25 protein-coding genes are annotated in these 23,941 nt (G+C 74.5%); 20 read left to right on the top strand and 5 right to left on the bottom strand.

Going from position 1 to position 23,941, the window contains the following annotated elements:
* Positions 1–48 precede the first annotated feature (48 nt).
* From ybaK to ACFYQQ_RS27995, 4 genes are all read right to left on the bottom strand, one after another.
* Positions 49–549, bottom strand: coding sequence for a Cys-tRNA(Pro) deacylase (gene ybaK / locus ACFYQQ_RS28010; protein WP_355788818.1), 501 nt, complete (start codon positions 547–549; stop codon positions 49–51).
* A 37-nt stretch (positions 550–586) separates the two neighbouring features.
* Positions 587–1,327: an LON peptidase substrate-binding domain-containing protein gene (locus tag ACFYQQ_RS28005; RefSeq protein WP_356170264.1), complete on the bottom strand. Its 741-nt coding sequence runs from the start codon at positions 1,325–1,327 to the stop codon at positions 587–589.
* Between the two features lie 11 nt (positions 1,328–1,338).
* Complete coding sequence (locus ACFYQQ_RS28000; protein ID WP_356170267.1) at positions 1,339–2,379, bottom strand: hypothetical protein; 1,041 nt, start codon at positions 2,377–2,379, stop codon at positions 1,339–1,341.
* Between the two features lie 143 nt (positions 2,380–2,522).
* Positions 2,523–4,103, bottom strand: coding sequence for an oxidoreductase (locus ACFYQQ_RS27995; protein ID WP_355783639.1), 1,581 nt, complete (start codon positions 4,101–4,103; stop codon positions 2,523–2,525).
* Positions 4,104–4,312: 209 nt separating this feature from the next.
* On the opposite strand from ACFYQQ_RS27995, the gene hisD reads away from it, so the two are divergent.
* The 13 genes from hisD (at position 4,313) to ACFYQQ_RS27930 (ending at position 18,125) form a co-directional block, all read left to right on the top strand.
* Positions 4,313–5,635: a histidinol dehydrogenase gene (gene hisD / locus ACFYQQ_RS27990; protein ID WP_355783637.1), complete on the top strand. Its 1,323-nt coding sequence runs from the start codon at positions 4,313–4,315 to the stop codon at positions 5,633–5,635.
* Positions 5,632–6,768: a histidinol-phosphate transaminase gene (locus ACFYQQ_RS27985; protein ID WP_355783634.1), complete on the top strand. Its 1,137-nt coding sequence runs from the start codon at positions 5,632–5,634 to the stop codon at positions 6,766–6,768. The genes hisD and ACFYQQ_RS27985 overlap by 4 nt, the downstream gene beginning before the upstream one ends.
* A complete protein-coding gene (gene hisB / locus ACFYQQ_RS27980; RefSeq protein ID WP_355783631.1) occupies positions 6,765–7,358 on the top strand; it encodes an imidazoleglycerol-phosphate dehydratase HisB in 594 nt (197 codons plus the stop codon). Before ACFYQQ_RS27985 ends, hisB begins: the two co-directional genes overlap by 4 nt.
* The gene (locus ACFYQQ_RS27975; RefSeq protein WP_355783629.1) at positions 7,355–7,519 is read left to right on the top strand and encodes a hypothetical protein; all 165 of its coding nucleotides are present in this window, start codon (positions 7,355–7,357) and stop codon (positions 7,517–7,519) included. Before hisB ends, ACFYQQ_RS27975 begins: the two co-directional genes overlap by 4 nt.
* The gene (gene hisH, locus ACFYQQ_RS27970) at positions 7,510–8,157 is read left to right on the top strand and encodes an imidazole glycerol phosphate synthase subunit HisH (protein WP_355783626.1); all 648 of its coding nucleotides are present in this window, start codon (positions 7,510–7,512) and stop codon (positions 8,155–8,157) included. The genes ACFYQQ_RS27975 and hisH overlap by 10 nt, the downstream gene beginning before the upstream one ends.
* Complete coding sequence (gene priA / locus ACFYQQ_RS27965; protein WP_355783624.1) at positions 8,157–8,885, top strand: bifunctional 1-(5-phosphoribosyl)-5-((5-phosphoribosylamino)methylideneamino)imidazole-4-carboxamide isomerase/phosphoribosylanthranilate isomerase PriA; 729 nt, start codon at positions 8,157–8,159, stop codon at positions 8,883–8,885. Before hisH ends, priA begins: the two co-directional genes overlap by 1 nt.
* Complete coding sequence (locus ACFYQQ_RS27960; RefSeq protein WP_355783621.1) at positions 8,882–9,280, top strand: RidA family protein; 399 nt, start codon at positions 8,882–8,884, stop codon at positions 9,278–9,280. Before priA ends, ACFYQQ_RS27960 begins: the two co-directional genes overlap by 4 nt.
* Positions 9,277–10,032 (top strand): imidazole glycerol phosphate synthase subunit HisF, encoded by a 756-nt coding sequence (gene hisF, locus ACFYQQ_RS27955; protein WP_355783618.1) that lies wholly within the window; start codon positions 9,277–9,279, stop codon positions 10,030–10,032. Before ACFYQQ_RS27960 ends, hisF begins: the two co-directional genes overlap by 4 nt.
* 280 nt (positions 10,033–10,312) lie before the next feature.
* The gene (locus ACFYQQ_RS27950; RefSeq protein WP_355783615.1) at positions 10,313–11,281 is read left to right on the top strand and encodes a dienelactone hydrolase family protein; all 969 of its coding nucleotides are present in this window, start codon (positions 10,313–10,315) and stop codon (positions 11,279–11,281) included.
* A 958-nt stretch (positions 11,282–12,239) separates the two neighbouring features.
* Positions 12,240–14,498 carry a LuxR C-terminal-related transcriptional regulator gene (locus ACFYQQ_RS27945; RefSeq protein WP_356238899.1) on the top strand — a complete coding sequence of 753 codons (2,259 nt, stop codon included), beginning with the start codon at positions 12,240–12,242 and terminating at the stop codon, positions 14,496–14,498.
* 116 nt (positions 14,499–14,614) lie between these two features.
* Complete coding sequence (locus ACFYQQ_RS27940) at positions 14,615–16,153, top strand: helix-turn-helix domain-containing protein (protein WP_356238902.1); 1,539 nt, start codon at positions 14,615–14,617, stop codon at positions 16,151–16,153.
* Positions 16,154–16,189: 36 nt separating this feature from the next.
* On the top strand, positions 16,190–16,777 hold the full coding sequence (locus ACFYQQ_RS27935; protein ID WP_355788290.1) for a winged helix-turn-helix domain-containing protein: 588 nt from the start codon (positions 16,190–16,192) through the stop codon (positions 16,775–16,777).
* A 1-nt stretch (position 16,778) separates the two neighbouring features.
* Positions 16,779–18,125, top strand: a complete 1,347-nt coding sequence (locus tag ACFYQQ_RS27930; RefSeq protein ID WP_356170287.1) for an MFS transporter — start codon at positions 16,779–16,781, stop codon at positions 18,123–18,125.
* A gap of 97 nt (positions 18,126–18,222) precedes the next feature.
* Here the strand turns inward: ACFYQQ_RS27930 and ACFYQQ_RS27925 are convergent, their stop codons facing one another.
* Positions 18,223–18,858, bottom strand: coding sequence for a TIGR03085 family metal-binding protein (locus ACFYQQ_RS27925; protein ID WP_355788295.1), 636 nt, complete (start codon positions 18,856–18,858; stop codon positions 18,223–18,225).
* Positions 18,859–18,969: 111 nt separating this feature from the next.
* On the opposite strand from ACFYQQ_RS27925, the gene hisI reads away from it, so the two are divergent.
* From hisI to trpM, 7 genes are all read left to right on the top strand, one after another.
* The gene (gene hisI, locus ACFYQQ_RS27920) at positions 18,970–19,371 is read left to right on the top strand and encodes a phosphoribosyl-AMP cyclohydrolase (protein WP_356170290.1); all 402 of its coding nucleotides are present in this window, start codon (positions 18,970–18,972) and stop codon (positions 19,369–19,371) included.
* 11 nt (positions 19,372–19,382) lie between these two features.
* The gene (locus ACFYQQ_RS27915) at positions 19,383–20,861 is read left to right on the top strand and encodes an anthranilate synthase component I (RefSeq protein ID WP_355794153.1); all 1,479 of its coding nucleotides are present in this window, start codon (positions 19,383–19,385) and stop codon (positions 20,859–20,861) included.
* 52 nt (positions 20,862–20,913) lie between these two features.
* On the top strand, positions 20,914–21,555 hold the full coding sequence (locus tag ACFYQQ_RS27910; protein WP_355794152.1) for a TIGR02234 family membrane protein: 642 nt from the start codon (positions 20,914–20,916) through the stop codon (positions 21,553–21,555).
* A gap of 169 nt (positions 21,556–21,724) precedes the next feature.
* Entirely contained in the window at positions 21,725–21,973 is a 249-nt protein-coding gene (locus tag ACFYQQ_RS27905) for an HGxxPAAW family protein (protein ID WP_356170294.1), read from the top strand.
* A 115-nt stretch (positions 21,974–22,088) separates the two neighbouring features.
* Positions 22,089–22,550, top strand: coding sequence for a DUF2752 domain-containing protein (locus tag ACFYQQ_RS27900; RefSeq protein WP_356170297.1), 462 nt, complete (start codon positions 22,089–22,091; stop codon positions 22,548–22,550).
* Between the two features lie 166 nt (positions 22,551–22,716).
* Entirely contained in the window at positions 22,717–23,526 is an 810-nt protein-coding gene (gene trpC / locus ACFYQQ_RS27895; RefSeq protein ID WP_355795697.1) for an indole-3-glycerol phosphate synthase TrpC, read from the top strand.
* A gap of 70 nt (positions 23,527–23,596) precedes the next feature.
* Positions 23,597–23,821: a tryptophan biosynthesis modulator TrpM gene (trpM, locus tag ACFYQQ_RS27890; RefSeq protein ID WP_356170344.1), complete on the top strand. Its 225-nt coding sequence runs from the start codon at positions 23,597–23,599 to the stop codon at positions 23,819–23,821.
* Positions 23,822–23,941: the final 120 nt, after the last annotated feature.

The following is a 23,941-nucleotide window of genomic DNA, read 5'->3' as shown; positions in this document are numbered from 1 at the left end:
TCGACATGTTCCTCGTACTTAACCGAGGAACGGGCCCGCGTCGAGGGGTCAGGCGCGGGCGACGGGGGCCGAGACCGCTCCGGTGAGGGTCGCGAGGTCGGCGGGCGCGAGTTCGACCTCCAGGCCGCGGCGGCCCGCCGAGACGCAGATCGTGGCGTGCCGGCCGGCGGAGGCGTCCAGGACCGTGCGGAGCTTCTTGCGCTGGCCCAGCGGGGAGATGCCGCCGCGTACGTACCCCGTCGTGCGCTCGGCGGCCGCCGGGTCCGCCATCGCCGCCCGCTTGCCGCCCACCGCCGTGGCCAGGGCCTTGAGGTCGAGGGAGCCCGCGACGGGGACGACGGCGACCACGAGGGCGCCGTCGACGTCCGCCACCAGCGTCTTGAAGACCCGGTCGGGGGAGACGCCCATGGCCTCGGCGGCCTCCTCGCCGTACGAGGGGTGGGCGGGGTCGTGTTCGTAGGCGTGCACCGTGTACGGGACGCCCGCGGCGGTCAGGGCCACCGTCGCCGGGGTGCCGCCCGACTGCTGCTTCTTCTGCTTCTTCGCCATCGCCTTCTCGGATCCGGGAGACGTGTCGGGGGAGATGTCAGTTCAGACTCGTCGGGCCGCGCGTCAGCTCCGACGCCGGCAACGACGGCAGATTACGGATGATCGCCGTCTCCGCGCGCAGGAGTCTCAGCTCGTCGCGCAGGCGCGAGGCGGTGTCCGGTGCCTGGAGCAGCCGCTGCTTCACCGGGATGTCGTGCATCATGGCCGCCGCGACGAGGTACGACACGACGGACGGCTCGTCCGGCAGGTCCGCGCCGGTCGCCAGCGAGCGCTCCCGGGCGCCGGCCAGCCGCTTCTGGTACTGGCGGAAGGCCCGCAGGACGCCCTCGGCGAGCGCCCCGGCCTCGTCCCCGGGGTCCTCCTCCAGTTCCTCCAGCTCGGCCGTGAGGTAGGCGCCGGACGCGTCCACGGACAGCACCCGGACCCGGGTGGTGCCGGTGGCCAGCACCTCGAAGCTGCCGTCGGCCCGCTCGCGGATGGTCGCCGCGTCCGCGACGCAGCCCACCTCGTGGAAGGCGGCGGCCGGCTCGTCCCCGAAGCCGGCGGCGGGACCGCGCTCCAGTACGGCCGTCGGATCCGGCATGCCGGGCGCGGTGGGCGCGACCTCGTGGCCGTCGCGGATGGCGACGACGGCGAACCGGCGCGGTTCGTCCTCGGGGGTCTTCAGGAGATCGCGCATCATGGCGCGATAGCGCTCCTCGAAAATGTTCAGGGGCAGCACGAGACCCGGGAACAGAACCGAGTTCAGCGGGAAGAGCGGGAGCCGGACGGTGGTCACGACGGCAAAGCCTAATGGTCGCCGGAGGCGCGGCGTCCGCCCCGCCCACCCTGTGGATGGCCCGACGGTCCGCGCGTGCCCAGCGGGAGCCCGGAGGCCACCTCCAGACGGATCCCGTCCCGCAGCTCCAAGAACTGCCCCAGCGGGTCGTCGGAGATCCGGTCCCAGGGGAACGAGGTGGCGTACGGGCCGATCTCCCGCAGCTGGTCCAGGGCGTCCTGCCAGCGGTCGAGCGTGATCAGCACGAAGGTCAGGAGGTTGCGGACCTCGGCCGGCCAGGGGTCGCCGGACGGGTAGGCGGCGGAGACCTCGATGGCGAGGTCGGCGGCCGTGTCGAGGCGTCGGCGCGGCACCGCGGGCCCGCCGCCCTCGGTCAGGTAGGCGAAGGCTGCCCGGACGGGCAGGGCCCGCACCAGCGAGCCGGGCAGGGCGTCCTGCGCCGCCCGCTCGGCGAAGTCGAAGCACTCGCGGTGGGAGCCGTACCAGGCGGCCGAGAGGTACTGGAGCGCCGCCACATGACAGCCGTAGTGGTGCGGGGAGCGGCGTACGGCCTCGCCCCACACCTGCTCGAACTCGGTGTGCCCGGCGTTCGTGCCGCGGGCGTGGTCGAGCGCGATCCGCCAGGGCACCGGATCGCGCGGGTCGGCCTCGGAGGCGGCGGTGACGAGCGGGGCGACCTGGCGCAGCAGCTCGGCGCGGGCGGGCGACTCCCAGCCCCGCCGGACCGCCAGTTCGGCGCGGACGAGCAGGGCGTCCGGGTCGTGCGGCGCGGCGGCCTGCCAGGCGCGCAGCCAGCCGTCGCGCGAGCGGGCGAAGGCGGCCAGGCGGATCGCGTAGCGGTCGCGGCTCTCCCATTCGGCGGCGTCGCGCGTGGTGGCCAGGAGCTTGGCCGCGGGCCCGTACTCGCCGCCGCCCGCGGCGACGAGCGCGGGACCCAGCCGCTCGTCGGGCGCGTCGAGGAGCACCTCGTCGTCGGTGGGGAGTCCGGCCGCGAGGCGCGACGTGTGCGTCGCCATCCGGGCGGTGCGAAGGAGCGCGCGCAGCAGTGCCATGGTGGCCCCATTGAAAACCGCAGGTGGGGACAGGGCCAGGGGGTATGCGGTGACGCTTTCGTAACCCTCGGCCGGTTGCCTGGCCGAGGGTCAAGGACAGGCAAAAGATGACCGATGTTCAACTCCTGCCCGGGCGGGGAGCCTCAGTTCCTGCGCAGGGTGCGCGTCGCGCCCGCCGCCACGGTCGTCGCCAGGACCCAGCCCAGCAGGATCACGACCGCCGCCAGCCACTGCCAGCCGCCCCGCAGCTGCCAGTAGCCCACCTGGCCCAGGTCGATGACGGGCAGCAGCAGGTCCAGCGCGAACAGGGAGGGGTTCCAGGAGGGGTGCTCGCCGCCCTTGATCGGCGGATGGCTCGCGTGGGCGAAGGCGAACGAGCCGGCCGCCCACAGCACCGCCATCCACACGGCCGCACGGCCCGGCCGGTACCCGTAGGCGACCGTCCAGTCCTGGGCGTACCCCCAGAGCTTGCCCGCGAGCGGCAGCGTCTCGCGGCGCCGGCGCTGCTTCTCCAGGAGCACCTCGCGCGCGTCCTCGTCCTCACCGGAGCCGCGCAGCACGGCCGCGAGGCGTTCGTAGGGCTCCGGGTTGTACTCGGCGGTCGCCGCGGCCACCCACTCCAGGCGCCGGGTCAGCGGGAAGGCGCCCTGCGGCACCAGGTTCTCGTAGGCGAAGCCGCCCATGTGCAGGCTGCCCGGGCCCGGCCAGCTGGCGGCCCTGTCGACCAGGTTCACCACCCGCGCGCCGGACAGCACGACCTTGCCCCGCTCCGGTCTCTCCCCGAGGAACCGCAGCTCCGGTGTCTGGACCCGGCGCAGGGACAGCTCCTGGTCGTCCTCGAAGACGAACCGGGCCTGGTCCAGGTCCAGGGCGTCCCCGAACCGCCCGTCGTCCAGCCGGACGCCGCCCTGGCACACGAAGCGCTGGATGCGGGTGCCGCGCGCCGGTGTGCCGCCGCCGGTCAGCAGCGGGTTGCCGACGGCCGCCGGGGTCAGGTACAGCGTGCGTTCGACCGTCAGCTGGGGCGCGTTCAGGGCGAGGCGGCCGTAGGGGTTGGTGAGGCGGCTGCCGCGCAGGCTGAGCGAGACGCCGACCTGGGCGCCGCGCAGGCTCAGCTCGCCGTGCGACTCCAGCATCTCCGCCTGGAGGTCCTGGCCCACGCTCATGCCGTCGCCGGTGATCGAGCGCATGCGCCGGTCCCGGTAGACGACGGCCTGGTTCAGCATCAGGTCCGTGCCGATCCGGGCGTCGGTGAGCCGGACGCCGTTGTGGAAGCGGCAGCGCGGCAGATGGAGGTCGCCCTCGGTGTGCACCCGGGCCGCCTCCAGCCGCGGCACCGAGCAGTCGACCAGCCGCACGGTGGTGAACCGGGCCTCCGGCAGCAGGACCTCCTTCTCGAACCGGCACCCCTTCAGCTCCAGGTACGGCTGGATCGTGCCGCCCGCCAGGTCGAGGGTGTCCATGATCTGTACGCCCGTCAGCTTCAGGGAGGAGACGCGGCCGTCCAGCGCGGGCGGTCCGTCCAGCAGCAGCCACGCCACGATCCTGGCCCGCACGCTGCGCTCGGGTCCCCAGGGGTGGCCCCCGTGCGGATCGTCCACGACGGTGTCGCCGCTCCGCAGGTCGTACACGCTGCCGTTGCGGAAGGCCTGCCACATCCCGGCCTCGGCGGCGGTCAGCTCGTCCGGCAGGTCCCCGTTCCTGACGCCGGCACCCTCGGTCACGTGTCTTCCTTCCTCCCCAGCTACTCGCCGGTTTCGTACACCCGTTCAATGCCCGTTCGGTGACGGGCGGAACGCTAGCGGTGACGGGGATCTCCCGGGGCGACTGTCGGCCACCGGTTCAGGCCACGTCCGGGCCGTCTGTCCAGGTCTTGTATCAGCCATTGATACGGGCGTCCGGTGCCCGATGGCGGTCTGAGAGAATTGGCCATGTGATCTCCCGAATCGATCTGCGCGGCGACGCCCTCCCCGAGGGCTCCGCCCTGCGCGACCTGCTGCCCCGAGCCGACTTCGACGTTGCGGCCGCCCTGGAGAAGGTGCGTCCGATCTGCGAGGCCGTGCATCATCGGGGCGACGCGGCGCTGATCGACTACGCGGAGAAGTTCGACGGCGTCCGCCTGGAGTCCGTCCGGGTCCCCGTCCAGGCCCTCACCGACGCCCTGGAGAAGCTCGACCCCGCCGTGCGCGCCGCCCTGGAGGAGTCCGTCCGGCGCGCCCGGATGGTCCACCGCGCCCAGCGCCGCACCGCGCACACCACCCAGGTCGTGCCCGGCGGCTCGGTCACCGAGAAGTGGGTCCCCGTCGGCCGGGTCGGGCTGTACGCGCCCGGCGGCCGCTCGGTGTACCCCTCGTCCGTGGTCATGAACGTGGTCCCGGCGCAGGAGGCCGGCGTCGGGTCCATCGCGCTCGCCTCCCCGGCCCAGGCCGAGTTCGGCGGCCTGCCGCACCCGACGATCCTCGCGGCCTGCGCCCTCCTCGGCGTCGACGAGGTGTACGCGGCCGGCGGCGCCACGGCCGTCGCGATGTTCGCGCACGGCACCGAGTCCTGCCCCTCCGTGAACATGGTCACCGGCCCCGGCAACATCTGGGTCGCCGCCGCCAAGCGCTACTTCACCGGCCGCATCGGCATCGACGCGGAGGCCGGACCCACCGAGATCGCCATCCTCGCCGACGACACCGCCGACCCGGCGCACGTCGCCTCCGACCTGATCAGCCAGGCCGAGCACGACCCTCTCGCGGCCGCCGTCCTCGTCACCGACTCCGTCGCGCTGGCCGACGCGGTCGAGAGGGAACTGGCCCGGCAGGTCGCCGCCACCAAGCACGTCGAGGACCGGATCGCCCCCGCGCTGGCGGGCCGCCAGTCCGCGATCGTGCTGGTCGACGGCGTGGAGGAGGGCCTGCGGGTGGTCGACGCGTACGGCGCCGAGCACCTGGAGATCCAGACCGCCGACGCCGCCGCCGTGGCCGAGCGGGTCACGAACGCCGGCGCGATCTTCGTCGGCCCCTGGGCGCCCGTCTCCCTCGGCGACTACTGCGCCGGCTCCAACCACGTCCTGCCCACCGGCGGCTGCGCCTGCCACTCCTCGGGCCTGAGCGTGCAGTCGTTCCTGCGCGGCATCCACATCGTCGACTACTCGCGCGACGCCCTCGCCGAGGTCGCGCACCACGTCGTGACGCTCGCCGAGGCCGAGGACCTGCCCGCCCACGGCGCCGCCGTCAAGGCCCGGTTCGGCTGGAAGGTGCCCAGCGCGTGACCGGCATCGACGACCTCCCCGTCCGCGACGAACTGCGCGGCAAGACCCCGTACGGCGCACCCCAGCTCGACGTGCCCGTCCGGCTCAACACGAACGAGAACCCGTACCCGCTGCCCGAACCGCTCGTCGAGCGGATCGCCGAGCGGGTGCGCGAGGCCGCCCGCGGCCTCAACCGCTACCCCGACCGGGACGCGGTGGAGCTGCGCACGGCGCTGGCCCGGTATCTGACGGACACCGGCAAGTACGCGGTCGGCCCGGAGAACGTCTGGGCGGCCAACGGCTCCAACGAGGTCATCCAGCAGCTGCTGCAGACCTTCGGCGGCCCCGGCCGGACCGCGATCGGCTTCGAGCCCTCGTACTCGATGCACGCCCTCATCGCGCGCGGCACGGGCACGGGCTGGATCCCCGGCCCGCGCAACGAGGACTTCACCCTCGACCTCGCGGCGGCGGAGGCGGCCGTCGCCGAGCACCGGCCGGACGTCGTCTTCATCACGACGCCGAACAACCCCACCGGCAACTCCGTCCCGCCGGAGACCGTCCTCGCGCTCTACGAGGCCGCGCAGGCGGCGAAGCCGTCCATGGTGATCGTCGACGAGGCGTACGTCGAGTTCAGCCACGGAGCCTCGCTGCTGCCGCTCCTCGAAGATCGGCCGAATCTCGTCGTCTCCCGCACGATGTCCAAGGCCTTCGGCGCCGCCGGACTGCGCCTCGGCTACCTCGCCGCGCACCCCGCGGTCGTGGACGCCGTCCAACTCGTCCGGCTGCCCTACCACCTGTCGGCCGTCACCCAGGCGACCGCGCTGGCCGCCCTGGAGCACACCGAGACGCTGCTCGGCTACGTCGAGCAGCTCAAGGCCGAGCGGGACCGGCTGGTCACCGAGCTGAGCGCGCTCGGCTTCGAGGTCACCGCCTCCGACGCCAACTTCGTCCAGTTCGGGCGGTTCGAGGACCCGCACAAGGCCTGGCAGGAGATCCTCGACCGGGGTGTCCTGGTCCGGGACAACGGCGTACCGGGCCGGCTGAGGGTCTCCGCGGGCACCCCCGCCGAGAACGACGCGTTCCTGGACGCGGTCCGTGAACTACCGAGTCTCGTGGGGGACACCCCCACACCCCCGAAGGAGCAGAGCGCATGAGCCGCGTAGGCCGCGTGGAACGTACGACGAAGGAGACGTCGGTCGTCGTCGAGATCAACCTCGACGGCACCGGCAAGGTCGATGTGGCGACCGGCGTCGGCTTCTACGACCACATGCTCGACCAGCTCGGCCGGCACGGTCTGTTCGACCTGACCGTGAAGACCGAGGGCGATCTGCACATCGACTCGCACCACACCATCGAGGACACCGCCCTCGCGCTCGGCGCCGCCTTCCGGCAGGCCCTCGGCGACAAGGTCGGCATCTACCGCTTCGGCAACTGCACGGTCCCGCTGGACGAGTCGCTCGCCCAGGTGACCGTCGACCTCTCCGGCCGCCCGTACCTGGTGCACACCGAGCCCGAGAACATGGCGCCGATGATCGGCGAGTACGACACGACGATGACCCGGCACATCCTGGAGTCCTTCGTCGCCCAGGCGCAGATCGCCCTGCACGTGCACGTGCCGTACGGGCGCAACGCGCACCACATCGTGGAGTGCCAGTTCAAGGCGCTGGCCCGTGCCCTGCGGTACGCCTCCGAACACGACCCGCGCGCCGCGGGCATCCTCCCCTCCACGAAGGGCGCGCTGTGACCGGCCTGTCGAGCATCCTGATCGTCGTCGGACTCTTCCTGCTCGGCGGTGTCTACTCCTTCGTCAAGCAGCAGATGCCCAAGGGCCTGATCGTGCTGCTCTCCATCGGCGCCGCGATGTGCCTCCTCGCCGGTGTCGTGCGGCTGGAGGTGTGGAATTGAGCGCCGCCAAGAAGGTCGTCGTCTTCGACTACGGCTTCGGCAACGTGCGGTCGGCCGAGCGGGCCCTCGCCCGCACCGGGGCCGAGGTCGAGATCACGCGTGACTTCGACCGCGCCATGAACGCGGACGGGCTGCTGGTACCGGGCGTCGGCGCCTTCGCCTCCTGCATGCAGGGGCTGAAGGAGGCGCGCGGCGACTGGATCGTGGGCCGACGGCTCGCGGGCGGCCGCCCGGTCATGGGCATCTGCGTCGGGATGCAGATCCTCTTCGCCCGCGGCATCGAGCACGGGGTGGAGACCGAGGGCCTGGACGAGTGGCCCGGCGCGGTCGAGCCGCTCCAGGCCGACATCGTGCCGCACATGGGCTGGAACACCGTCGAGGCCCCGGCCGGCTCCCAGCTCTTCGCGGGACTCGACGCCGACGCGCGCTTCTACTTCGTGCACTCCTACGCCGTCCACGACTGGTCCCTGGAGATCACGAACCCGACGCTGCGGGCGCCCCTGGTGACCTGGTCGACGCACGGCAAGCCGTTCGTCGCCGCCGTCGAGAACGGCGCCCTGTGGGCCACCCAGTTCCACCCCGAGAAGTCCGGCGACGCCGGAGCGCAGCTGCTGAACAACTGGATCGGAACCCTCTGATGCCTTCGAAGCTCGAACTCCTCCCCGCCGTCGACGTCCGCGACGGCCAGGCCGTCCGCCTGGTGCACGGCGAGTCCGGGACGGAGACGTCGTACGGCTCCCCGCTGGAGGCCGCCCTCGCCTGGCAGAACGCGGGCGCGGAGTGGCTGCACCTGGTCGACCTGGACGCAGCCTTCGGCACCGGCGACAACCGCGCGCTGATCGCCGAGGTCGCCGGCGCCATGGACATCAAGGTGGAGCTGTCCGGCGGCATCCGCGACGACGACACCCTGGCCGCCGCCCTCGCCACCGGCTGCACCCGGGTCAACCTCGGCACCGCCGCCCTGGAGACCCCCGAGTGGGTCGCCAAGGTCATCGCCGAGCACGGCGACAAGATCGCGGTCGGCCTCGACGTACGCGGCACGACCCTGCGCGGCCGCGGCTGGACCCGCGACGGCGGCGACCTCTACGAGACGCTGGCCCGCCTCGACTCCGAGGGCTGCGCGCGCTACGTCGTCACCGACATCGCCAAGGACGGCACCCTCCAGGGTCCCAACCTGGAGCTGCTGCGCAACGTGTGCGCGGTGACGGACCGCCCCGTGGTGGCCTCCGGCGGGGTCTCCTCCCTGGACGACCTGCGCGCCATCGCCGAACTCGTGCCGCTCGGTGTCGAAGGCTCGATCGTCGGGAAGGCGCTGTACGCGAAGGCGTTCACCCTGGAAGAGGCCCTGGAGGCGGTTGCCCAGTGACCGACGTACGACGTGTGACGACAGGCGCGCCCTGGGAGGACACCTTCGGGTACTCCCGCGCGGTGCAGCTGCCCAACGGCCTGGTGCTGGTCTCCGGCTGCACCTCCATCGTGGACGGCGAGATCGCCGGGGGCGGTCCCTACGAGCAGACGGTGAACGCCTTCAACGTCGCCTTCGCGGCGCTGAAGGAGCTGGGTCTCGAACGCGAGGACGTCGTCCGTACCCGGCTGTACCTCACGCACGCCCGGGACGTGGAGGACGTGGGGCGCGCGCACAAGGAGCTGTTCGACTCGGTGCGGCCCGCCGCGTCGATGCTCATCGTCTCCGGGTTCGTCGACCCCAGCCTGGTCGTCGAGGTCGAGGTCGAGGCGTACCGGGGAGTGTCCGCTCCATGACCCTCGCCGTACGTGTCATCCCCTGCCTGGACGTGGACGACGGCCGGGTCGTCAAGGGCGTCAACTTCCAGAACCTGCGCGACGCGGGCGACCCCGTCGAGATGGCCAAGGTGTACGACGCCGAGGGCGCCGACGAGCTGACGTTCCTGGACATCACCGCGTCCTCGGGCAACCGCGAGACCACCTACGACGTGGTGCGCCGCACCGCCGAGCAGGTCTTCATCCCGCTCACGGTCGGCGGCGGTGTGCGCACCGCCGAGGACGTGGACAAGCTGCTGCGGGCCGGCGCGGACAAGGTGGGCGTGAACACGGCCGCCATCGCCCGCCCCGACCTGATCAGGGAGATCGCCGAGCGCTTCGGCCGGCAGGTGCTGGTCCTGTCGGTGGACGCGCGCCGCACCGAGACCGGCTCCTTCGAGGTCACCACGCACGGCGGCCGCAAGGGCACGGGCATCGACGCCGTCGAGTGGGCGCACCGGGCCGCCGAGCTGGGCGCGGGCGAGATCCTGCTCAACTCGATGGACGCGGACGGCACGAAGAACGGCTACGACATCGAGATGATCGAGGCCGTTCGCAAGCACGTCGGCGTGCCGCTGATCGCCAGCGGGGGAGCGGGGCGGCTGGGCGACTTCCCGCCCGCCGTCGCGGCGGGGGCCGACGCGGTGCTGGCCGCGTCCGTCTTCCACTTCGGTGACCTGCGCATCGGCCAGGTGAAGGAGACCCTGCGGGAGGCCGGACACCCCGTCCGCTGACCCCTCCCGCCCCGACCGTCCGACGGCCCGTACCGGGCAGCTTCCGTGGCTGCCGGGTACGGGCCGTCCGCGTGTGCCGGGCACCGGGGCGGGCGGGATACCGGACGCGGGTCGACGGTGAGACCGGTGATTCTGCCGATGTGCGGGGGCGGGCGGGCCGGGACAGTTGCCGCTGCAACCACCCGAGACGGACCCCGCCGTTCCGGACGCGTTCCCCCACCGGCGCCCCACGCCATGGGAACGCCGTCCGGCGGCCGGGTCCGTCGACCCTCCCGAGAGGATGCACACCGTCGTGCAGCAGCCGAGCAGCGAACTCCCCACCGCCGCACCCGCCCTGGCCCCTTCCCGGCCGGGCCGCCTCAAGTCCCGCCTCGTACGGTCCGGTCTCGCGGCCCTCCTGGCCGTCGGCGGACTCGTCGCGGGCCAGGCCACCGGAGCACAGGCCGCCGGGACGGAGGCCGCCGCGAACCCCTACGAGCGGGGTCCGGCGCCGACCGAGTCGAGCATCGAGGCCCTGCGCGGCCCGTACGCCGTCTCCGAGACCTCGGTCTCGTCCCTCTCCGTCACCGGCTTCGGCGGCGGCACCATCTACTACCCGACCTCGACCAGCGACGGCACGTTCGGCGCCATCGCCATCTCGCCCGGGTACACCGCCTACCAGTCGTCCATCGCCTGGCTCGGACCGCGGCTCGCCTCCCAGGGCTTCGTGGTGTTCACCATCGACACCAACACGACGCTGGACCAGCCCGCCAGCCGCGGCGACCAGCTGCTGGCCGCGCTGGACTACCTGACCTCGCGCAGCACCGTCCGCTCGCGGATCGACAGCAGCCGGCTGGGCGTCATGGGCCACTCCATGGGCGGCGGAGGCACCCTGGAGGCGGCCAAGGACCGTCCCTCGCTCCAGGCGGCGATCCCGCTCACCGGCTGGAACCTCGACAAGACCTGGCCGGAGATCAAGACGCCGACCCTGATCTTCGGGGCCGACGGGGACACGATCGCGCCGGTGGCCACGCACTCCGAGCCCTTCTACACGAGCCTGCCCAGCTCGCTCGACAAGGCGTACCTGGAGCTGAACGGCGCCACGCACTTCACGCCCAACAGCTCCAACACGACGATCGCGAAGTACAGCATTTCGTGGCTGAAGCGGTTCATCGACAACGACACCCGCTACGAGCAGTTCCTCTGCCCGCTGCCGCGTCCGTCCCTCACGATCGACGAGTACCGCGGCAACTGCCCGCACACCTCCTGACCCCGCGGGCGCCGGCCGGTCCCGGCGGCTCCGCCTGACCCCGGCGGGACCGCCCGCCCCCGGTGAACCGATGACGGCCGTGTGACACGCGGCCGTCATCGGCGTGTCCGGAGGTCCTCGGCCCGACTCGCCCGTCGCGCAGGGGCGTTGAAGGGCCGGGCGGGCCTCCGGGCACTGTGCGGCTGCACAAGCTTGCCTCCCCGGGGCTGGGACGGTGCCCATCGCGCACCGTCCCGTCGGGCACCTTTGGGCTGGTCACGCGGGGTGTCCGGGCGAGCGGGACAAGTGAAGGCGGGACTTCCGCGTTCGGTTACGCGGAAGTAACGTAACGGACGTGACCGGAATGACGACTGCGCGAAGTCCTCTCCGGATATACGACCGGAGTGCTGAACCGCCGCCCGCTCGGGGGGCGTTGGAGGAGCCAGGGCGAAGCGGTGGCCCCGTGCCGCCGCCCGCCCCCGGGCACGCTCCCGGACCGGGGGCCGGGCAGGCCCCCGCCTGGGCGCCGGCCTGCGCTCCGGTGGCCGGGCCGCCCGACGGCCCGCCACCCGGCACCGGACAGCCCCCGTCGCGCGGAGGGGACGCGACGGGGGCCCCGGCCCGAAAGCCGCGCGGGCGCCCACCCGTTGCTGAACGGACGCCCGCCGTATACGCCGACGCGCCCTCTGAAGCGGTCGCCGACGCGCGGGCCACCGCGGTCTCCGACGCGGGGCAGGGCCCGGCAACTGGTGAAGGGCCGCTCGGAAGTTGGGCCGATGCGGATGCCGGCGGGTCCGGCGGGGGCCGGGGTGGCGCGTCGCGTGAGGGGGCCGGGAGTGGGTCGCCGTCCGGTGCCGGTCCCGGGGTCGCAGCCGGGGGTGCCGTCGCGGACCCGGCCGGGGACTTCTCCGGGCTCGGCCGCCCGTCGCCTGCCGGGTACGCACACACCCATCAACTCTCCTCAGCCGTAGAGGAGTTGTTGCTGCTGGCGGCGGCCGAGCAGGAGCGGGACGCGGGGGCCGCGGGAGTGGACGCCGGGGTCGTGCTGAGGGCCGCGGAGGCGGCCGGGCTGGACCCTGGTGTCGTCGAGGCGGCGGAGGCCGCGGGAGTCGTCCGGTCGGCCGGGGGCCGCCTGCGCTTCACGGATCCGGCCCTGCCCCGCTCGGCCTACGCCGCCGCCCCACGCGCCCACCGCCGCGCCGCCCACCGCCTGCTGGCGGACGCCTTCGGCCCGGACCGGTGTACCGGGCACTCCCCGCCCGCGCACTCCGGCCCGGCGGGGGAGGGGGCGGTGTCCGGCGCGGGCGCCACGTCCGATGGTGAAGTGCCGCTCGGTCGCCGGGAGTTGTCGGGGGCGGGCTCGGCCGAGGCGGAGGTCTCGTCCGGGGCGGGCGTGTCCGGTGCCGGGGACGTGCCGGTGATGTCGTCGCCGGGCGGACCTGGTCCGGTGGGAGAGGGGGCGCCCCGGGGTTCCCTCGGCGCGGAGGCCGGGGACGGGCTCGGCGGGGAGCGGTGGGCGCTGGCGGTGCTGTATCACCGGGCGTCCGCCGCCGAGGGCCCGGCGCCGGAGCTGGGCGACGAACTGGCCGCCGCGGCCGGTGCCGAACCCGGCCCGAACCGGCGCCCCACGCACCCGGAGCGGGCCGCGGCCTACGCGCGGGCCGCCGAACTCGCTGCTGACGCGGGCCCGCGGGCCGTCCGGCTGACGGCCGCCGCGGAGCACGCCCGGCTCGGCGGACTCCCGGACCGAGCGCGGGAGTTGCTGGACGCGGCCGGCTGCGAGGACCTCCCCGAGGCGCTGCGTGGCGCCGCCGAACTCGTCCGCGGCCTGCTCTCCCTGGGGGACGGCCCGGTGGCCGACGCCCGCGAGACCCTGCTCCTGGCCGCCGAGCTGCTCGCCCCGCACGACTCCGCCCGCTCCCGCGCCGCCCGGCTCGCGGCCATGGAGGCGGCCTGGGCGGCGGGCGACGCGGCGGCGTACGTGGAGGCGCTGGAGCACCCGTCCGCCCGCACCGACCCCGACCGGCGCCTGGCCGGGTACCGCGCCGGGATGGCCGCGGTGATGCGCGGACGCCTGCACGCCGGACGGGAGCGGCTGCGGGGATACCTGGCGAGCGGCGCGACCGACGCCGCCGACGACCCGGAACGCCTGCTGCGCACCGGGGTGGCCGCCCTCGTCGTCGGCGACCTCGCGGCGGCCGGGCGGATCAACTCCCGTGCCCTGGCCGTCGCCCGGGCCCGGGGCCCGTACATCCTCGTACCGCAGGCCCTGGAGCACCTCGCCTACGGTGAGCTGCGCGCCGGCCGACACGCCCGTGCCCGCGCCCACGCCGAGGAGGGTCTGCGCAGCGCCCTCGCCACCGGCCAGCACAACATCGCGGCGCACCACCACGCGATCCTCGCCCTCGCGGCCTCCGTCGAGGGCGACCCCGGTGCCGTGGCCGAACACGCCACCGCCGCCGAACGCGTGGCCGCCCCGCACGGCCTGGTCCAGGCGGCCACCCTGGCCCAGTGGGCGCGGGCCCGCGCCGACCTCGGCCGGGGCAGGGTCCCGGAGGCCGCCGCACGCCTCGGCCCGCTGGTCGGTCCGGGCCCTCGGCACGGTCACTTCGCCGTGCGCATGCTGGCCATCCCCTGCTTCGTGGAGGCGTCGGCGCGCGCCGGTGAGCCGGAGGCCGCCCGTTCCGCGGTGGCCGAGTTCGCCCGCTGGGCCGCGCAGGGCGCCGACCCGCAGGCCCCGGCCCAGCTGGCGCGCTGCCACGCGCTGCTGGCCGGCCCGGAGGAGTGCGAACCGTTCTTCGCCACGGCCCTCGCCCACCACGACCGCGCGGGCGGCGACTTCGAGCGCGGTCGCACCCTGCTGCTGTACGGGGCCTGGCTGCGGCGCCGCCGCAGACCGGGGGAGGCCCGCGGCCGGCTCCGCGACGCCCTCGTCTCCTTCGAGCGCGGCGGAGCCCTCGGCTGGGCGACCCAGGCGCGGGCGGAGCTGCGGGCCACCGGGGAGGCGGGGGCGCAGGAGCCGCCCGGGCCGCTGGCGCTCCTGACCCCGCAGCAGCTGCGCATCGCCCGCTGCGTGGCGGAGGGCGCCACCAACCGGGAAGTGGCGCTGAGGCTGTCCGTGAGTCCGCGCACAGTCGACCACCACCTGCGGAACGTCTTCGCAGCTCTGGGGGTCCGCTCGCGTGTCGAGCTGTCCCGATTGGTGGACCGGGCGGAGAAGACCGTCGCACACCCCTAGGTACCGACCGGGCGGTATGTCATCCTGCGGACTCAGGAAGGTCCGGTGGGACCGGCGTGCCGTGCGGTGGCGCGCCGTGCCGAACCGGGCCGAGCCGACTCCGGTGGAGGACAGCGATGCAGCACCTCGTACAGGACCACGCCCGGACCGTGTCCGGTCCGCGGCCACTCGTACCCGCCGCCCGCTCGGCCGTCGACGGGGAGGCGCTCTCCGTGCTGCACAGGGCGGCCCGGGTCCTGCTGGCGGGACTGCCCGAGCTCACCGAGCGCCTGATGGTCGTCCTGCGGGAGCGCGAGCCGGCGTACCGGGCCGCCATCCAGAGCGACGTCGACGGCGTACGCGAGGAGGTGCAGCGCTCCCTGCGGCTCAACGTGGGCTCCCTGCTGCGCCCCGGCGAACTGCGCGAGGCGGCGCGCCGCTGCTCCTGGGGGATCGGCAGGGCGCGGGCCGAACGCGGCCTGCCGTTGGACGCCCTGCTGCGCGCCTTCCGGCTGGGCGGCGGGATGGTCTGGCAGGGGCTGGTGGACGAGACGACCCGCCGCCACCCCTCGGACGTACGCCTCCTCGTCCACGTGGCCGCCGACGTGTGGAACTTCGTCGACGAGCACTGCGCGATCGTCGCCGACGCCTACCGCCAGACGGAACGCGAGCTGACCTGGCGTCGAGAGAACCGGCTGCGCCTGATGACCGCCGCGCTGCTGGACGGCACCGCGCGCATCTCCGACCTGCCGGCCACGGCCTCCGCGCTCGGCCTCCCCGAGCAGGGGCGGTACGCGGTCGTGCTGGCCCAGCTGCCCGCGGGCCCGGCGCTGGTGAACGGCCGGACCCCGGTGGACCTCCCGGGCCTGCGCGTGCAGTGGTACCGCGAGGGGGGCGGCGACTACGGCATCGTCCTGCTGGGCGGCCACGCCCGCGGCGAGGGCGGCCGGGCACCCGGTGACGACCCGTGGTTCCACGGCACGCACGCGCACGGCGATCCGTCCCCCGGCCACGGGGAGCTCCCGGCGGGCGACGGCGTCCGTCCCCGCGGAGACGGCGAGCACGACCGGGCCGACGGCGACGGCGAAGGGGGCGCCGGTGAAGGGGGCGGGGCGCAGGAGCGGCCGCGTGCCCACGGGCTCGTCGAGGACGCCGGCGACATCGCGCGCGTGCTGTCCGCCCCGCCCGGCACCCGGATCGGCGTGAGCCCGGTGGTCGACGGCCTCGCCTCCGTCGGGGACGCCCGCCGGCTCGCGGACACCGCTCTGCGTGCCTGTCCGCGCGCCGGGGGCACGGTCGTCCTGGAGGAGAACCTGCCGGCCGCCCTGGTCGTCTCCGCCCCGGCGCTCGGCGCGGCGCTCGCCGAGCGGGTCCTCGGCCCCCTGCTGCGGCTGGACCCCTCCGACCGCGACATCCTGCTGGACACCCTCACGGCCTGGTTGGCCTGCGACGGTTCCGCCCAGCGGTCGGCCGCCCGCCTCTACTGCCACCGCAACACGGTCCTGAACCGGCTGCGCCGCTGCGAGCAGCTGACCGGCCGCTCCCTGACCCGCCCGACGGACGTGGTGGAGCTCTCGCTGGCGCTGGCCGCCCGGACACTCCTCGACCCATTCCGCACCGGCCGGGCGGACGGCGCGGAAGGGGGAGGGAGCGAAAGAAAAACTGCGCAATACTAATTGCGCAGTTTTCGCTTCGTACTTTACGCTGCCGGGATGGCAGACCGTCAGCAGCGCCGCATCACGGATCTGGGCACGCTCAAGGCACTCGCCCATCCGCTCCGCTCGCAGTTGTACCGGGCCCTGATCATGGCCCGGACGGCCACGGCCTCGCAGCTCGCCGAGCAGGCGGGGGAGGCCGTGTCGCTGGTCAGCTACCACCTGCGCAAGCTCGCCGACCACGGCCTGATCGAGGAGGCCGAGGCGCCCCGAAAGGACGGGCGCGAGCGCTGGTGGCGGCCCGCGTCGGACGGGATCGACATCCGCGAGGCGGACTTCCGGGACGCCCCGGAGAAGGCCGCCGCGCACCAGGCGGCCACCCGCCTCTTCCACGAGCAGCGCACGGAGGCCCACCGGCGCTACCTCGACGAGCGCGCCACCTGGGACGCGGAGTGGCGCGGCGCGTCCACCGACTCCGAGTCCCTCATGCGGCTCACGGCCGGCGAGCTGTCCGCGCTGACCGGCGAGTTGCTCGCCGTGCTCCGGACGTACGAGGAGCGGGGCCGGGCCGCGGAGGCGGCCGGCGACACCGAGGGGCGCGAGAACGTGGCGCTGTACGTGTTCGGATTCCCGTTCCGTGCCTGAGATGACGCCGCCCGTGACCCTCGGGACCGCACCCGCCGCCGAGACGGCCCCCGCGGCCGTACGGCCCGCCCACCGCGACGGCAACGTCCTGCGCTGGCTGTGCGCCTACACGGCCTCCATGGTGGGCGACAACGTCTACTACATAGCCCTGTCCTGGGCTGCCGTCCAGGCCGGGACGCCCTCGCAGGCCGGACTGGTGATGGCCGTGAGCGCCGTGCCCAGGGCCCTGCTGATGCTCGGCGGGGGAGTGGTCGCGGACCGGTTCGGGCCCCGGAAGGTCGTCATCGGCAGTGACGCCGTGCGCTGCGCGGCCGTCCTCGCGGTGGCCGCCCTGCTGTTCGCGTCCTCGCCGGGGCTGTGGCCCCTGGCGGTGCTCGCCCTCGTCTTCGGCACCGTGGACGCCGTCTTCATGCCGGCCGTCGGCGCCCTGCCGGCCCGCATCACGTCCCGCGCCCAGCTCGCCCGCGTCCAGGGCATGCGCGGCCTCGCGATCCGCTTCGCCAACGTGGTGGGCGCCCCGCTCGGCGGCCTCGGCGTGGCGGTGGGCGGCGCGGCGGCCGCGTTCGGGCTCGCGGGCCTGCTGATCGCGGTCTCCGTGCCGCTGCTGGTCTCCGTACGCATGAGGGGCCTGCCCTCGGACGAGGCGCCCGGCCCCCCGGCCGTTCCGGAACCGTCCGCCCCGGCCGACGACGCCCCGGGACACGGCGCCCCCGACAGCGGCGCCCGGAAGGCCGCGCCGACCGCCTGGCGCGATCTCCACGACGGCCTGCGCTACATCCGCCGCCACCGGGTGCTGGCCCCGCTGATGGTCGCCATCGCCCTGGGCGACCTGGGCTTCGTCGGCCCGCTGAACGTCGGCCTTGCCCTGCTCGCGGACCAGCGCGGCTGGGGCGCCTCCGGCATGGGCTGGGTGCTCGCCGGCTTCGGGACCGGCGCGGGGCTGGTCTCCCTGCTGCTCACGGCACGCGGCCGGCTCCCGTACGCCGGACGGGTCATGGCGATCGCCCTCCTGCTGGGCTGCGTCGCCATCGGGTCCCTCGCGTACGTCCCCGCGGTGGCCGCCGCCGTGGGCGTGGCGCTGCTCGTCGGACTCCTCGCCGGGCTCAGCGGCGTCCTGTGCGGCGCGCTGCTCCAGACGGAGACCGACCCGGCCTACCTCGGCCGGGTCAGCGCCGTGGCGGGCCTCGTCAGCCTCGGCCTCGCCCCGCTCAGCATGCCGGCGTCCGCCGCGGCCGTCGGCCTGTGGGGCACCGGCCCCGTCTTCGTCGTCAGCGCCGTCGTCTGCGGCCTCGGCGGAGTGGTCGCGCTGTGCTCGCCCCCGCTGCGGCGCGCGGAACTGCCCACGTGACCACGGGGGCGCTCCCGGGTCCGCGGGCATGGCCCCGACACCGGGGCACGGGTGACCCCGCGCCCCGGTCCGGACGCCGAGCGGGACGACTCCCCGGTCAGATGCCGAGCTGCTTCGCCTGCTGAAGCCTGGCGATCGCTTCCTTGTCCCCGTCCAGCTCCACGTCGGCCACGTTCTGGCGGCCGTAGGCGAAGAGCAGCACCTCCGAGGGCTCGCCGGTCACCGTGACCACCGGCGTGCCCTTGCGGGCGACCGCCGTCTGGCCGTTCGGGCGCCGCAGCACCAGGCCGGTCGGCGCGCCGCGGCCCACCAGCCGGGCCGTGCGGTCCAGACGCGACCACAGCGCGTCCTGGAAGACGGTGTCCAGGGGCCGGGGCGTCCAGCCGGGCCGGGCCCGCCGCACGTCCTCGGTGTGCACGTAGAACTCGATCGTGTTCGACGCCTCGTCGATCTGCTTCAGCGAGAAGGGCGAGAACCGCGGAGGCCCCGAACGGATGAGCTGGATCAGCTCCTCGTACGGCTTCTCGGCGAACTCCGCCTGCACCCGCTCCAGCCGGGGTGTCAGCTGCTTGATCAGGATCCCGCCCGCGGCGTCCGCGCGCCGCTCGCGCACCACGACGTGCGCGGCGAGATCACGGGTCGTCCAGTCCCCGCACAACGTGGGGGCGTCAGGTCCCTCGGCCTCCAACAGGTCGGCGAGGAGAAGTCGTTCACGCTTCGCATGGGTCGACATGCCAGCCAGCCTACGACCGCCGCACCCGTCCGCCCAGTGGAGACGCGGCACGCGGCGGTACGCGGTCCGCCCTGTGGACGTCCGTCGGCCCGGTCCGTCCGGGGCGGCACAATGGTCGGCATGACCAGCACGCCCCCTCCCAGCAGCCTCGACCCCGCGATCGCCGCCCGCCTCCGGCGCAGCGCCGACGGGCTCGTCCCCGCCATCGCCCAGCAGTACGACACCGGCGAGGTGCTGATGCTCGGCTGGATGGACGACGAGGCGCTGCACCGCACGCTCACCACGGGCCGCTGCACCTACTGGTCGCGCAGCCGCCGGGAGTACTGGGTCAAGGGCGACACCTCGGGGCACGTCCAGCACGTGAAGTCCGTGGCCCTGGACTGCGACGCCGACACCGTCCTCGTCAAGGTCGACCAGGTCGGCGCCGCCTGCCACACCGGCGCCCGCACCTGCTTCGACGCCGACGTCCTGCTCGCGGACGCCGGGTCCCCCGTGCCGCCCGCCGGTCAGTAGGGTCGGTCGCCATGGACCTCGAGACGTTCCGCAAGCTGGCCACCGACCGCCGGGTCATCCCCGTCAGCCGCAAGCTCCTCGCGGACGGCGACACCCCCGTCGCCCTCTACCGCAAGCTGGCCGCCGAGCGCCCCGGCACCTTCCTGCTGGAATCGGCCGAGAACGGCCGGTCCTGGTCCCGCTACTCCTTCGTGGGCGTCCGCAGCCACGCGACCCTCACGGAGCGCGGCGGACAGGCCCACTGGCTCGGGACACCCCCGGTCGGCGTGCCCGTCGACGGTGATCCCCTGGTCGCCCTGCGGGCCACGATCGAGGCGCTGCACACCCCGCACGAGGACGGCCTGCCGCCCTTCACCGGCGGCATGGTGGGCTATCTGGGCTACGACATCGTGCGCCGCCTGGAGAAGATCGGCCCCGGCGAGCGCGACGACCTGCGGCTGCCCGAGCTGACCATGCTGCTCACCAGCGACCTCGCCGTCCTCGACCACTGGGACGGCACGGTCCAGCTGATCGCCAACGCGATCAACCACAACGACCTCGACACCGGAGTCGACGAGGCGTACGCCGACGCCGTGGCCCGGCTCGACGCCATGGAGGCGGACCTCTCGCGGGCGGTCTCCCAGCCCCCGGCCGCGCTCCCGCCGTCCGAGCTGCCCGAGTACACCGCGCTGTGGGGCGGACCGCAGTACCAGGACGCCGTCGAGGACATCAAGGAGCGCATCCGGGCGGGCGAGGCCTTCCAGGTCGTCCCCTCGCAGCGCTTCGAGACCCCCTGCACGGCGAGCGCCCTGGACGTCTACCGCGTCCTGCGGGCCACGAACCCCTCGCCGTACATGTACCTCTTCCGCTTCGACGGCTTCGACGTCGTCGGGTCGTCCCCCGAGGCCCTGGTCAAGGTCGAGGACGGGCAGGCGATGGTCCACCCCATCGCGGGCACCCGGCCGCGCGGCGCCACCGTCCAGGAGGACCAGGCCCTCGCCGACGAGCTGATCGCCGACCCCAAGGAGCGCGCCGAGCACCTCATGCTCGTCGACCTCGGGCGCAACGACCTCGGCCGGGTCTGCGAGCCCGGCTCCGTCGAGGTCGTCGACTTCATGTCCATCGAGCGGTACTCGCACGTCATGCACATCGTCTCGACGGTCACCGGGCGCGTCGCCGAGGGCCGCACCGCCTTCGACGTGCTGACCGCCTGCTTCCCCGCGGGCACCCTCTCCGGGGCGCCCAAGCCGCGCGCCATGCAGATCATCGACGAGCTGGAGCCCTCCCGGCGCGGGCTGTACGGCGGCTGCGTCGGCTACCTCGACTTCGCCGGCGACTCCGACACCGCCATCGCGATCCGCACGGCGCTGCTGCGCGACGGCACGGCCTACGTGCAGGCCGGGGCCGGAGTGGTGGCCGACTCGGACCCCGCCGCGGAGGACGCCGAGTGCCGGAACAAGGCCGCCGCGGTGCTCCGCGCGGTGCACACGGCGAACCGGCTCGGCCGATAGGACGTGTCTCACGTGAACCCCGGGTGACGGTTCGCCCGGGGTTCAGGCGATAGTGGAGTACGTGACTGCTGTACCTCACCCCCGATCCGAAGCCGCCGCGGGACCCTCCGGGTCCGGCCGCCGCAGCCTCGCCACAGCCCTGTCGTGCGGCGCGCTCGGCGCCGCCGTGACGCTGCTGGCCACCCGGCGGAACTGGTCGGAGGGCACCGCGACGGTGGCCGGCGGCGACTTCCCGCTGACCGCCAGCGGCAGCGACGTCACGGGCGTGCCCGCGGCCCTCGCCGTCGTCGGCCTCGCCGCCCTCGTCGCCGTCTTCGCCGTACGCCGCTCCGGCCGGCTGCTCGTCTCCGCGCTGCTCGCGCTCTCGGGCGCCGGCATCGTCGTCGCGGCGCTCCTCGGCGCGGACGACGGTTCCGCGCTCGACGAGAAGGCCGCCGAGGCCTCCGGCGACACCGCCGCGACGGTGCACGCGCTCAGCCACACCGCCTGGCCGTACGTCGCCGCCGTCGGCGGGGCGCTCATCTTCCTGGCGGGGCTGCTGGCGCTGCGCTACGGACGGCTCTGGCCCGCGATGTCCGGCCGCTACGAGCGCGACGGCACCCCCCGGCCGCGCAAGGCCAAGCCCGTCGACCCCGACCGCCCCGAGGACCTGTGGAAGGCCCTGGACCGCGGCGAGGACCCGACCGGGACGTAGGACCCGCGCCCGGACGGTCCCGCCGGGACCTTCGGCCCGGGACCCACGTCCCGACCCGGCCGGGACGGCGGACGGGGTGCCACCCCGCGCTCAAGGCGGCCGCGCCGATACGGGACAATGGACGTCGAGCGTCCGGCTCACACACGTACACAGCACTGAGGAGCAAGTCATGGCGGGCAGCAGCCACGGTCACACCCCGGCCGCCTGGACCGGTGTCATCATCGCCTTCATCGGTTTCTGCGTTTCCGGTGCCTTCATGGTGCTGGCGAACCCGCTGGGCTTCTGGGCCGGCATGGTGATCGTCGTCCTCGGTGGTGTCGTCGGCGGCATCATGCGGGCGATGGGCATGGGCCAGCCGAAGGAGGCGCACGTGCAGAAGCCGCACTCGGCGCCCCAGGTCGCCGGCGCCGAGAGCTGACCCGCCCGGCCGGGGCACGCCCCGCCCCGACGTCACGAGCGCACAGGAGAGCGGCCCCCGCACCGGGGGCCGCTTTCCCGTGCCCCGCGGGCGCCCCTCGCGCCCGCGGGGCACAATGCGTCGGGTGAACGCTGAAACCCGAAGGGTGACCCCGCCGCACGCGGGCACCGGCCCGGCGGCCGGGGCCGTGCGGCGCCTCGCCGCCCCCGCGGGCGTCCTCGCCGCGGTCGCCGGCGCCTTCGCCTACGTCGGGGCCGTCGACCCGAACGAGCCCGGGCACTACCCGGTCTGCCCGATGCTGCGCTACACGGGCCTGTACTGCCCCGGCTGCGGCGGACTGCGCAGCGCCCACGCCTTCGTGCACGGCGACTTCGCGACCGCGCTCACGGACAACGCGCTCGCTGTCGCCGGGTACCTGCTGTTCGCGGCGGTGTGGACCGTCTGGGTGGTCCGCGTGGCGCGCGGCCGGCCGGTACGGGTCGAGCTGGGCAACGTGCAGCTGTGGGCGGCGGGCGTGCTGCTGCTGGCCTTCACCGTTGTCCGGAACCTGCCGTCCGGCGGCTGGCTGCACCCTTGATCGTGGGGCAAATGTCCAGGTGGTGGGACCGGCGTCAACCGGATGCGAGGCCTACGCCTTCCTCCGGATACCATCGCAGTGACCGGTGTGAACCGTCACGACGGCGAGAACCGGGTCCGACCGCTCGACCGCTCAACTGTCCACCGCAGGGAAGGGGGCCGCTCGCGTGAGTGTGCTCGACGAGATCATCGACGGAGTCCGTGCCGACCTCGCGGAGCGGCAGGCGCGCGTCAGCCTCGACGAGCTCAAGGAGCGCGCGGCGAAGGCTCCGGCGGCCAAGGACGGCGTGGCCGCGCTGCGCGGCGACGGCGTCAAGGTCATCTGCGAGGTCAAGCGCTCCAGCCCGTCCAAGGGCGCGCTGGCCGCCATCGCCGACCCCGCCGCACTCGCCGCCGACTACGAGGCGGGCGGCGCGTCCGTCATCTCCGTGCTGACCGAGCAGCGCCGCTTCGGCGGCTCGCTGGCCGACCTGGAGGCCGTCCGCGCCAAGGTCGACATCCCCGTGCTGCGCAAGGACTTCATCGTCACCTCGTACCAGCTGTGGGAGGCCCGGGCGTACGGCGCCGACCTCGCCCTGCTGATCGTGGCGGCCCTCGACCAGGCCGCCCTGGAGTCCCTCATCGAGCGAGCCGAGTCCATCGGGCTCACCCCGCTGGTCGAGGTGCACGACGAGGACGAGGCCGAGCGGGCGGTGGACGCCGGCGCGAAGGTCATCGGCGTCAACGCCCGCAATCTGAAGGACCTCAAGGTCGACCGCACCACCTTCGAGCGGGTCGCCCCCGAGATCCCGGACCACCTCGTCAAGATCGCCGAGTCCGGCGTCCGCGGACCGCACGACCTCATCGCGTACGCCAACGCCGGCGCCGACGCGGTCCTGGTGGGCGAGTCCCTCGTCACCGGCCGCGACCCCAAGGCCGCCGTCTCCGACCTCGTGGCGGCCGGGGCCCACCCCGCGCTGCGGCACGGACGGGGCTGACGCTCCCGTGGCCGACCCGACCGCCTCCCGCCCCCGGGTGAGCCCGTGCTCGCCCGGTGCCGGCGGGTGCCTGCGGTCGGCCGCCCCGCTCCCCGCCGCCCCGGCCGCGCGGGACCCCTACGCCCGCCTCGCCCGCGGCTGCCGCCCGCGCGGCTGCCGGGCGCCGGCCCGCCGGGTGCACGGCCGCCGGGTCCGCTATGTCATCGGGGACGAGCCCGGCCAGGTCAACGGCATGCGATGGCGCCGGCGCGTGCCCGCGCCCACACCGACCCCGGCCGCCCTCCGGGTGGCCTGACCGTCCCGCACCGCCGCCCGGTGGCCCCGCCACCGGCCGCGACGACGGGGACGGCCCGGGTCCGGTGCCCGCGCGCGGCGTGCGCGTCCGTGGATCACGTGACCCTGTCCGACCCGTGAC

This window comes from Streptomyces sp. NPDC005496 (assembly GCF_042872045.1).
GTDB lineage: Bacteria > Actinomycetota > Actinomycetes > Streptomycetales > Streptomycetaceae > Streptomyces.
This window is presented reverse-complemented; position numbering and strand designations above follow the sequence as displayed.

What these genes read in the sequence shown, in the direction of transcription:
- ACFYQQ_RS27935 (WP_355788290.1), top strand. Translation starts at nt 16,190, where the DNA reads ATGGCAGACCGTCAGCAGCGCCGCATCACGGATCTGGGCACGCTCAAG.
- hisF (WP_355783618.1), top strand. Translation starts at nt 9,277, where the DNA reads ATGACCCTCGCCGTACGTGTCATCCCCTGCCTGGACGTGGACGACGGC.
- ACFYQQ_RS28000 (WP_356170267.1), bottom strand. Translation starts at nt 2,379, where the DNA reads ATGGCACTGCTGCGCGCGCTCCTTCGCACCGCCCGGATGGCGACGCAC.
- ACFYQQ_RS27905 (WP_356170294.1), top strand. Translation starts at nt 21,725, where the DNA reads ATGGCGGGCAGCAGCCACGGTCACACCCCGGCCGCCTGGACCGGTGTC.
- ACFYQQ_RS27900 (WP_356170297.1), top strand. Translation starts at nt 22,089, where the DNA reads ATGCGTCGGGTGAACGCTGAAACCCGAAGGGTGACCCCGCCGCACGCG.
- ACFYQQ_RS27930 (WP_356170287.1), top strand. Translation starts at nt 16,779, where the DNA reads ATGACGCCGCCCGTGACCCTCGGGACCGCACCCGCCGCCGAGACGGCC.
- priA (WP_355783624.1), top strand. Translation starts at nt 8,157, where the DNA reads ATGCCTTCGAAGCTCGAACTCCTCCCCGCCGTCGACGTCCGCGACGGC.
- ACFYQQ_RS27940 (WP_356238902.1), top strand. Translation starts at nt 14,615, where the DNA reads ATGCAGCACCTCGTACAGGACCACGCCCGGACCGTGTCCGGTCCGCGG.
- ACFYQQ_RS27925 (WP_355788295.1), bottom strand. Translation starts at nt 18,858, where the DNA reads ATGTCGACCCATGCGAAGCGTGAACGACTTCTCCTCGCCGACCTGTTG.
- ACFYQQ_RS27915 (WP_355794153.1), top strand. Translation starts at nt 19,383, where the DNA reads ATGGACCTCGAGACGTTCCGCAAGCTGGCCACCGACCGCCGGGTCATC.
- ACFYQQ_RS27950 (WP_355783615.1), top strand. Translation starts at nt 10,313, where the DNA reads ATGCACACCGTCGTGCAGCAGCCGAGCAGCGAACTCCCCACCGCCGCA.
- ybaK (WP_355788818.1), bottom strand. Translation starts at nt 549, where the DNA reads ATGGCGAAGAAGCAGAAGAAGCAGCAGTCGGGCGGCACCCCGGCGACG.
- hisI (WP_356170290.1), top strand. Translation starts at nt 18,970, where the DNA reads ATGGTCGGCATGACCAGCACGCCCCCTCCCAGCAGCCTCGACCCCGCG.
- hisB (WP_355783631.1), top strand. Translation starts at nt 6,765, where the DNA reads ATGAGCCGCGTAGGCCGCGTGGAACGTACGACGAAGGAGACGTCGGTC.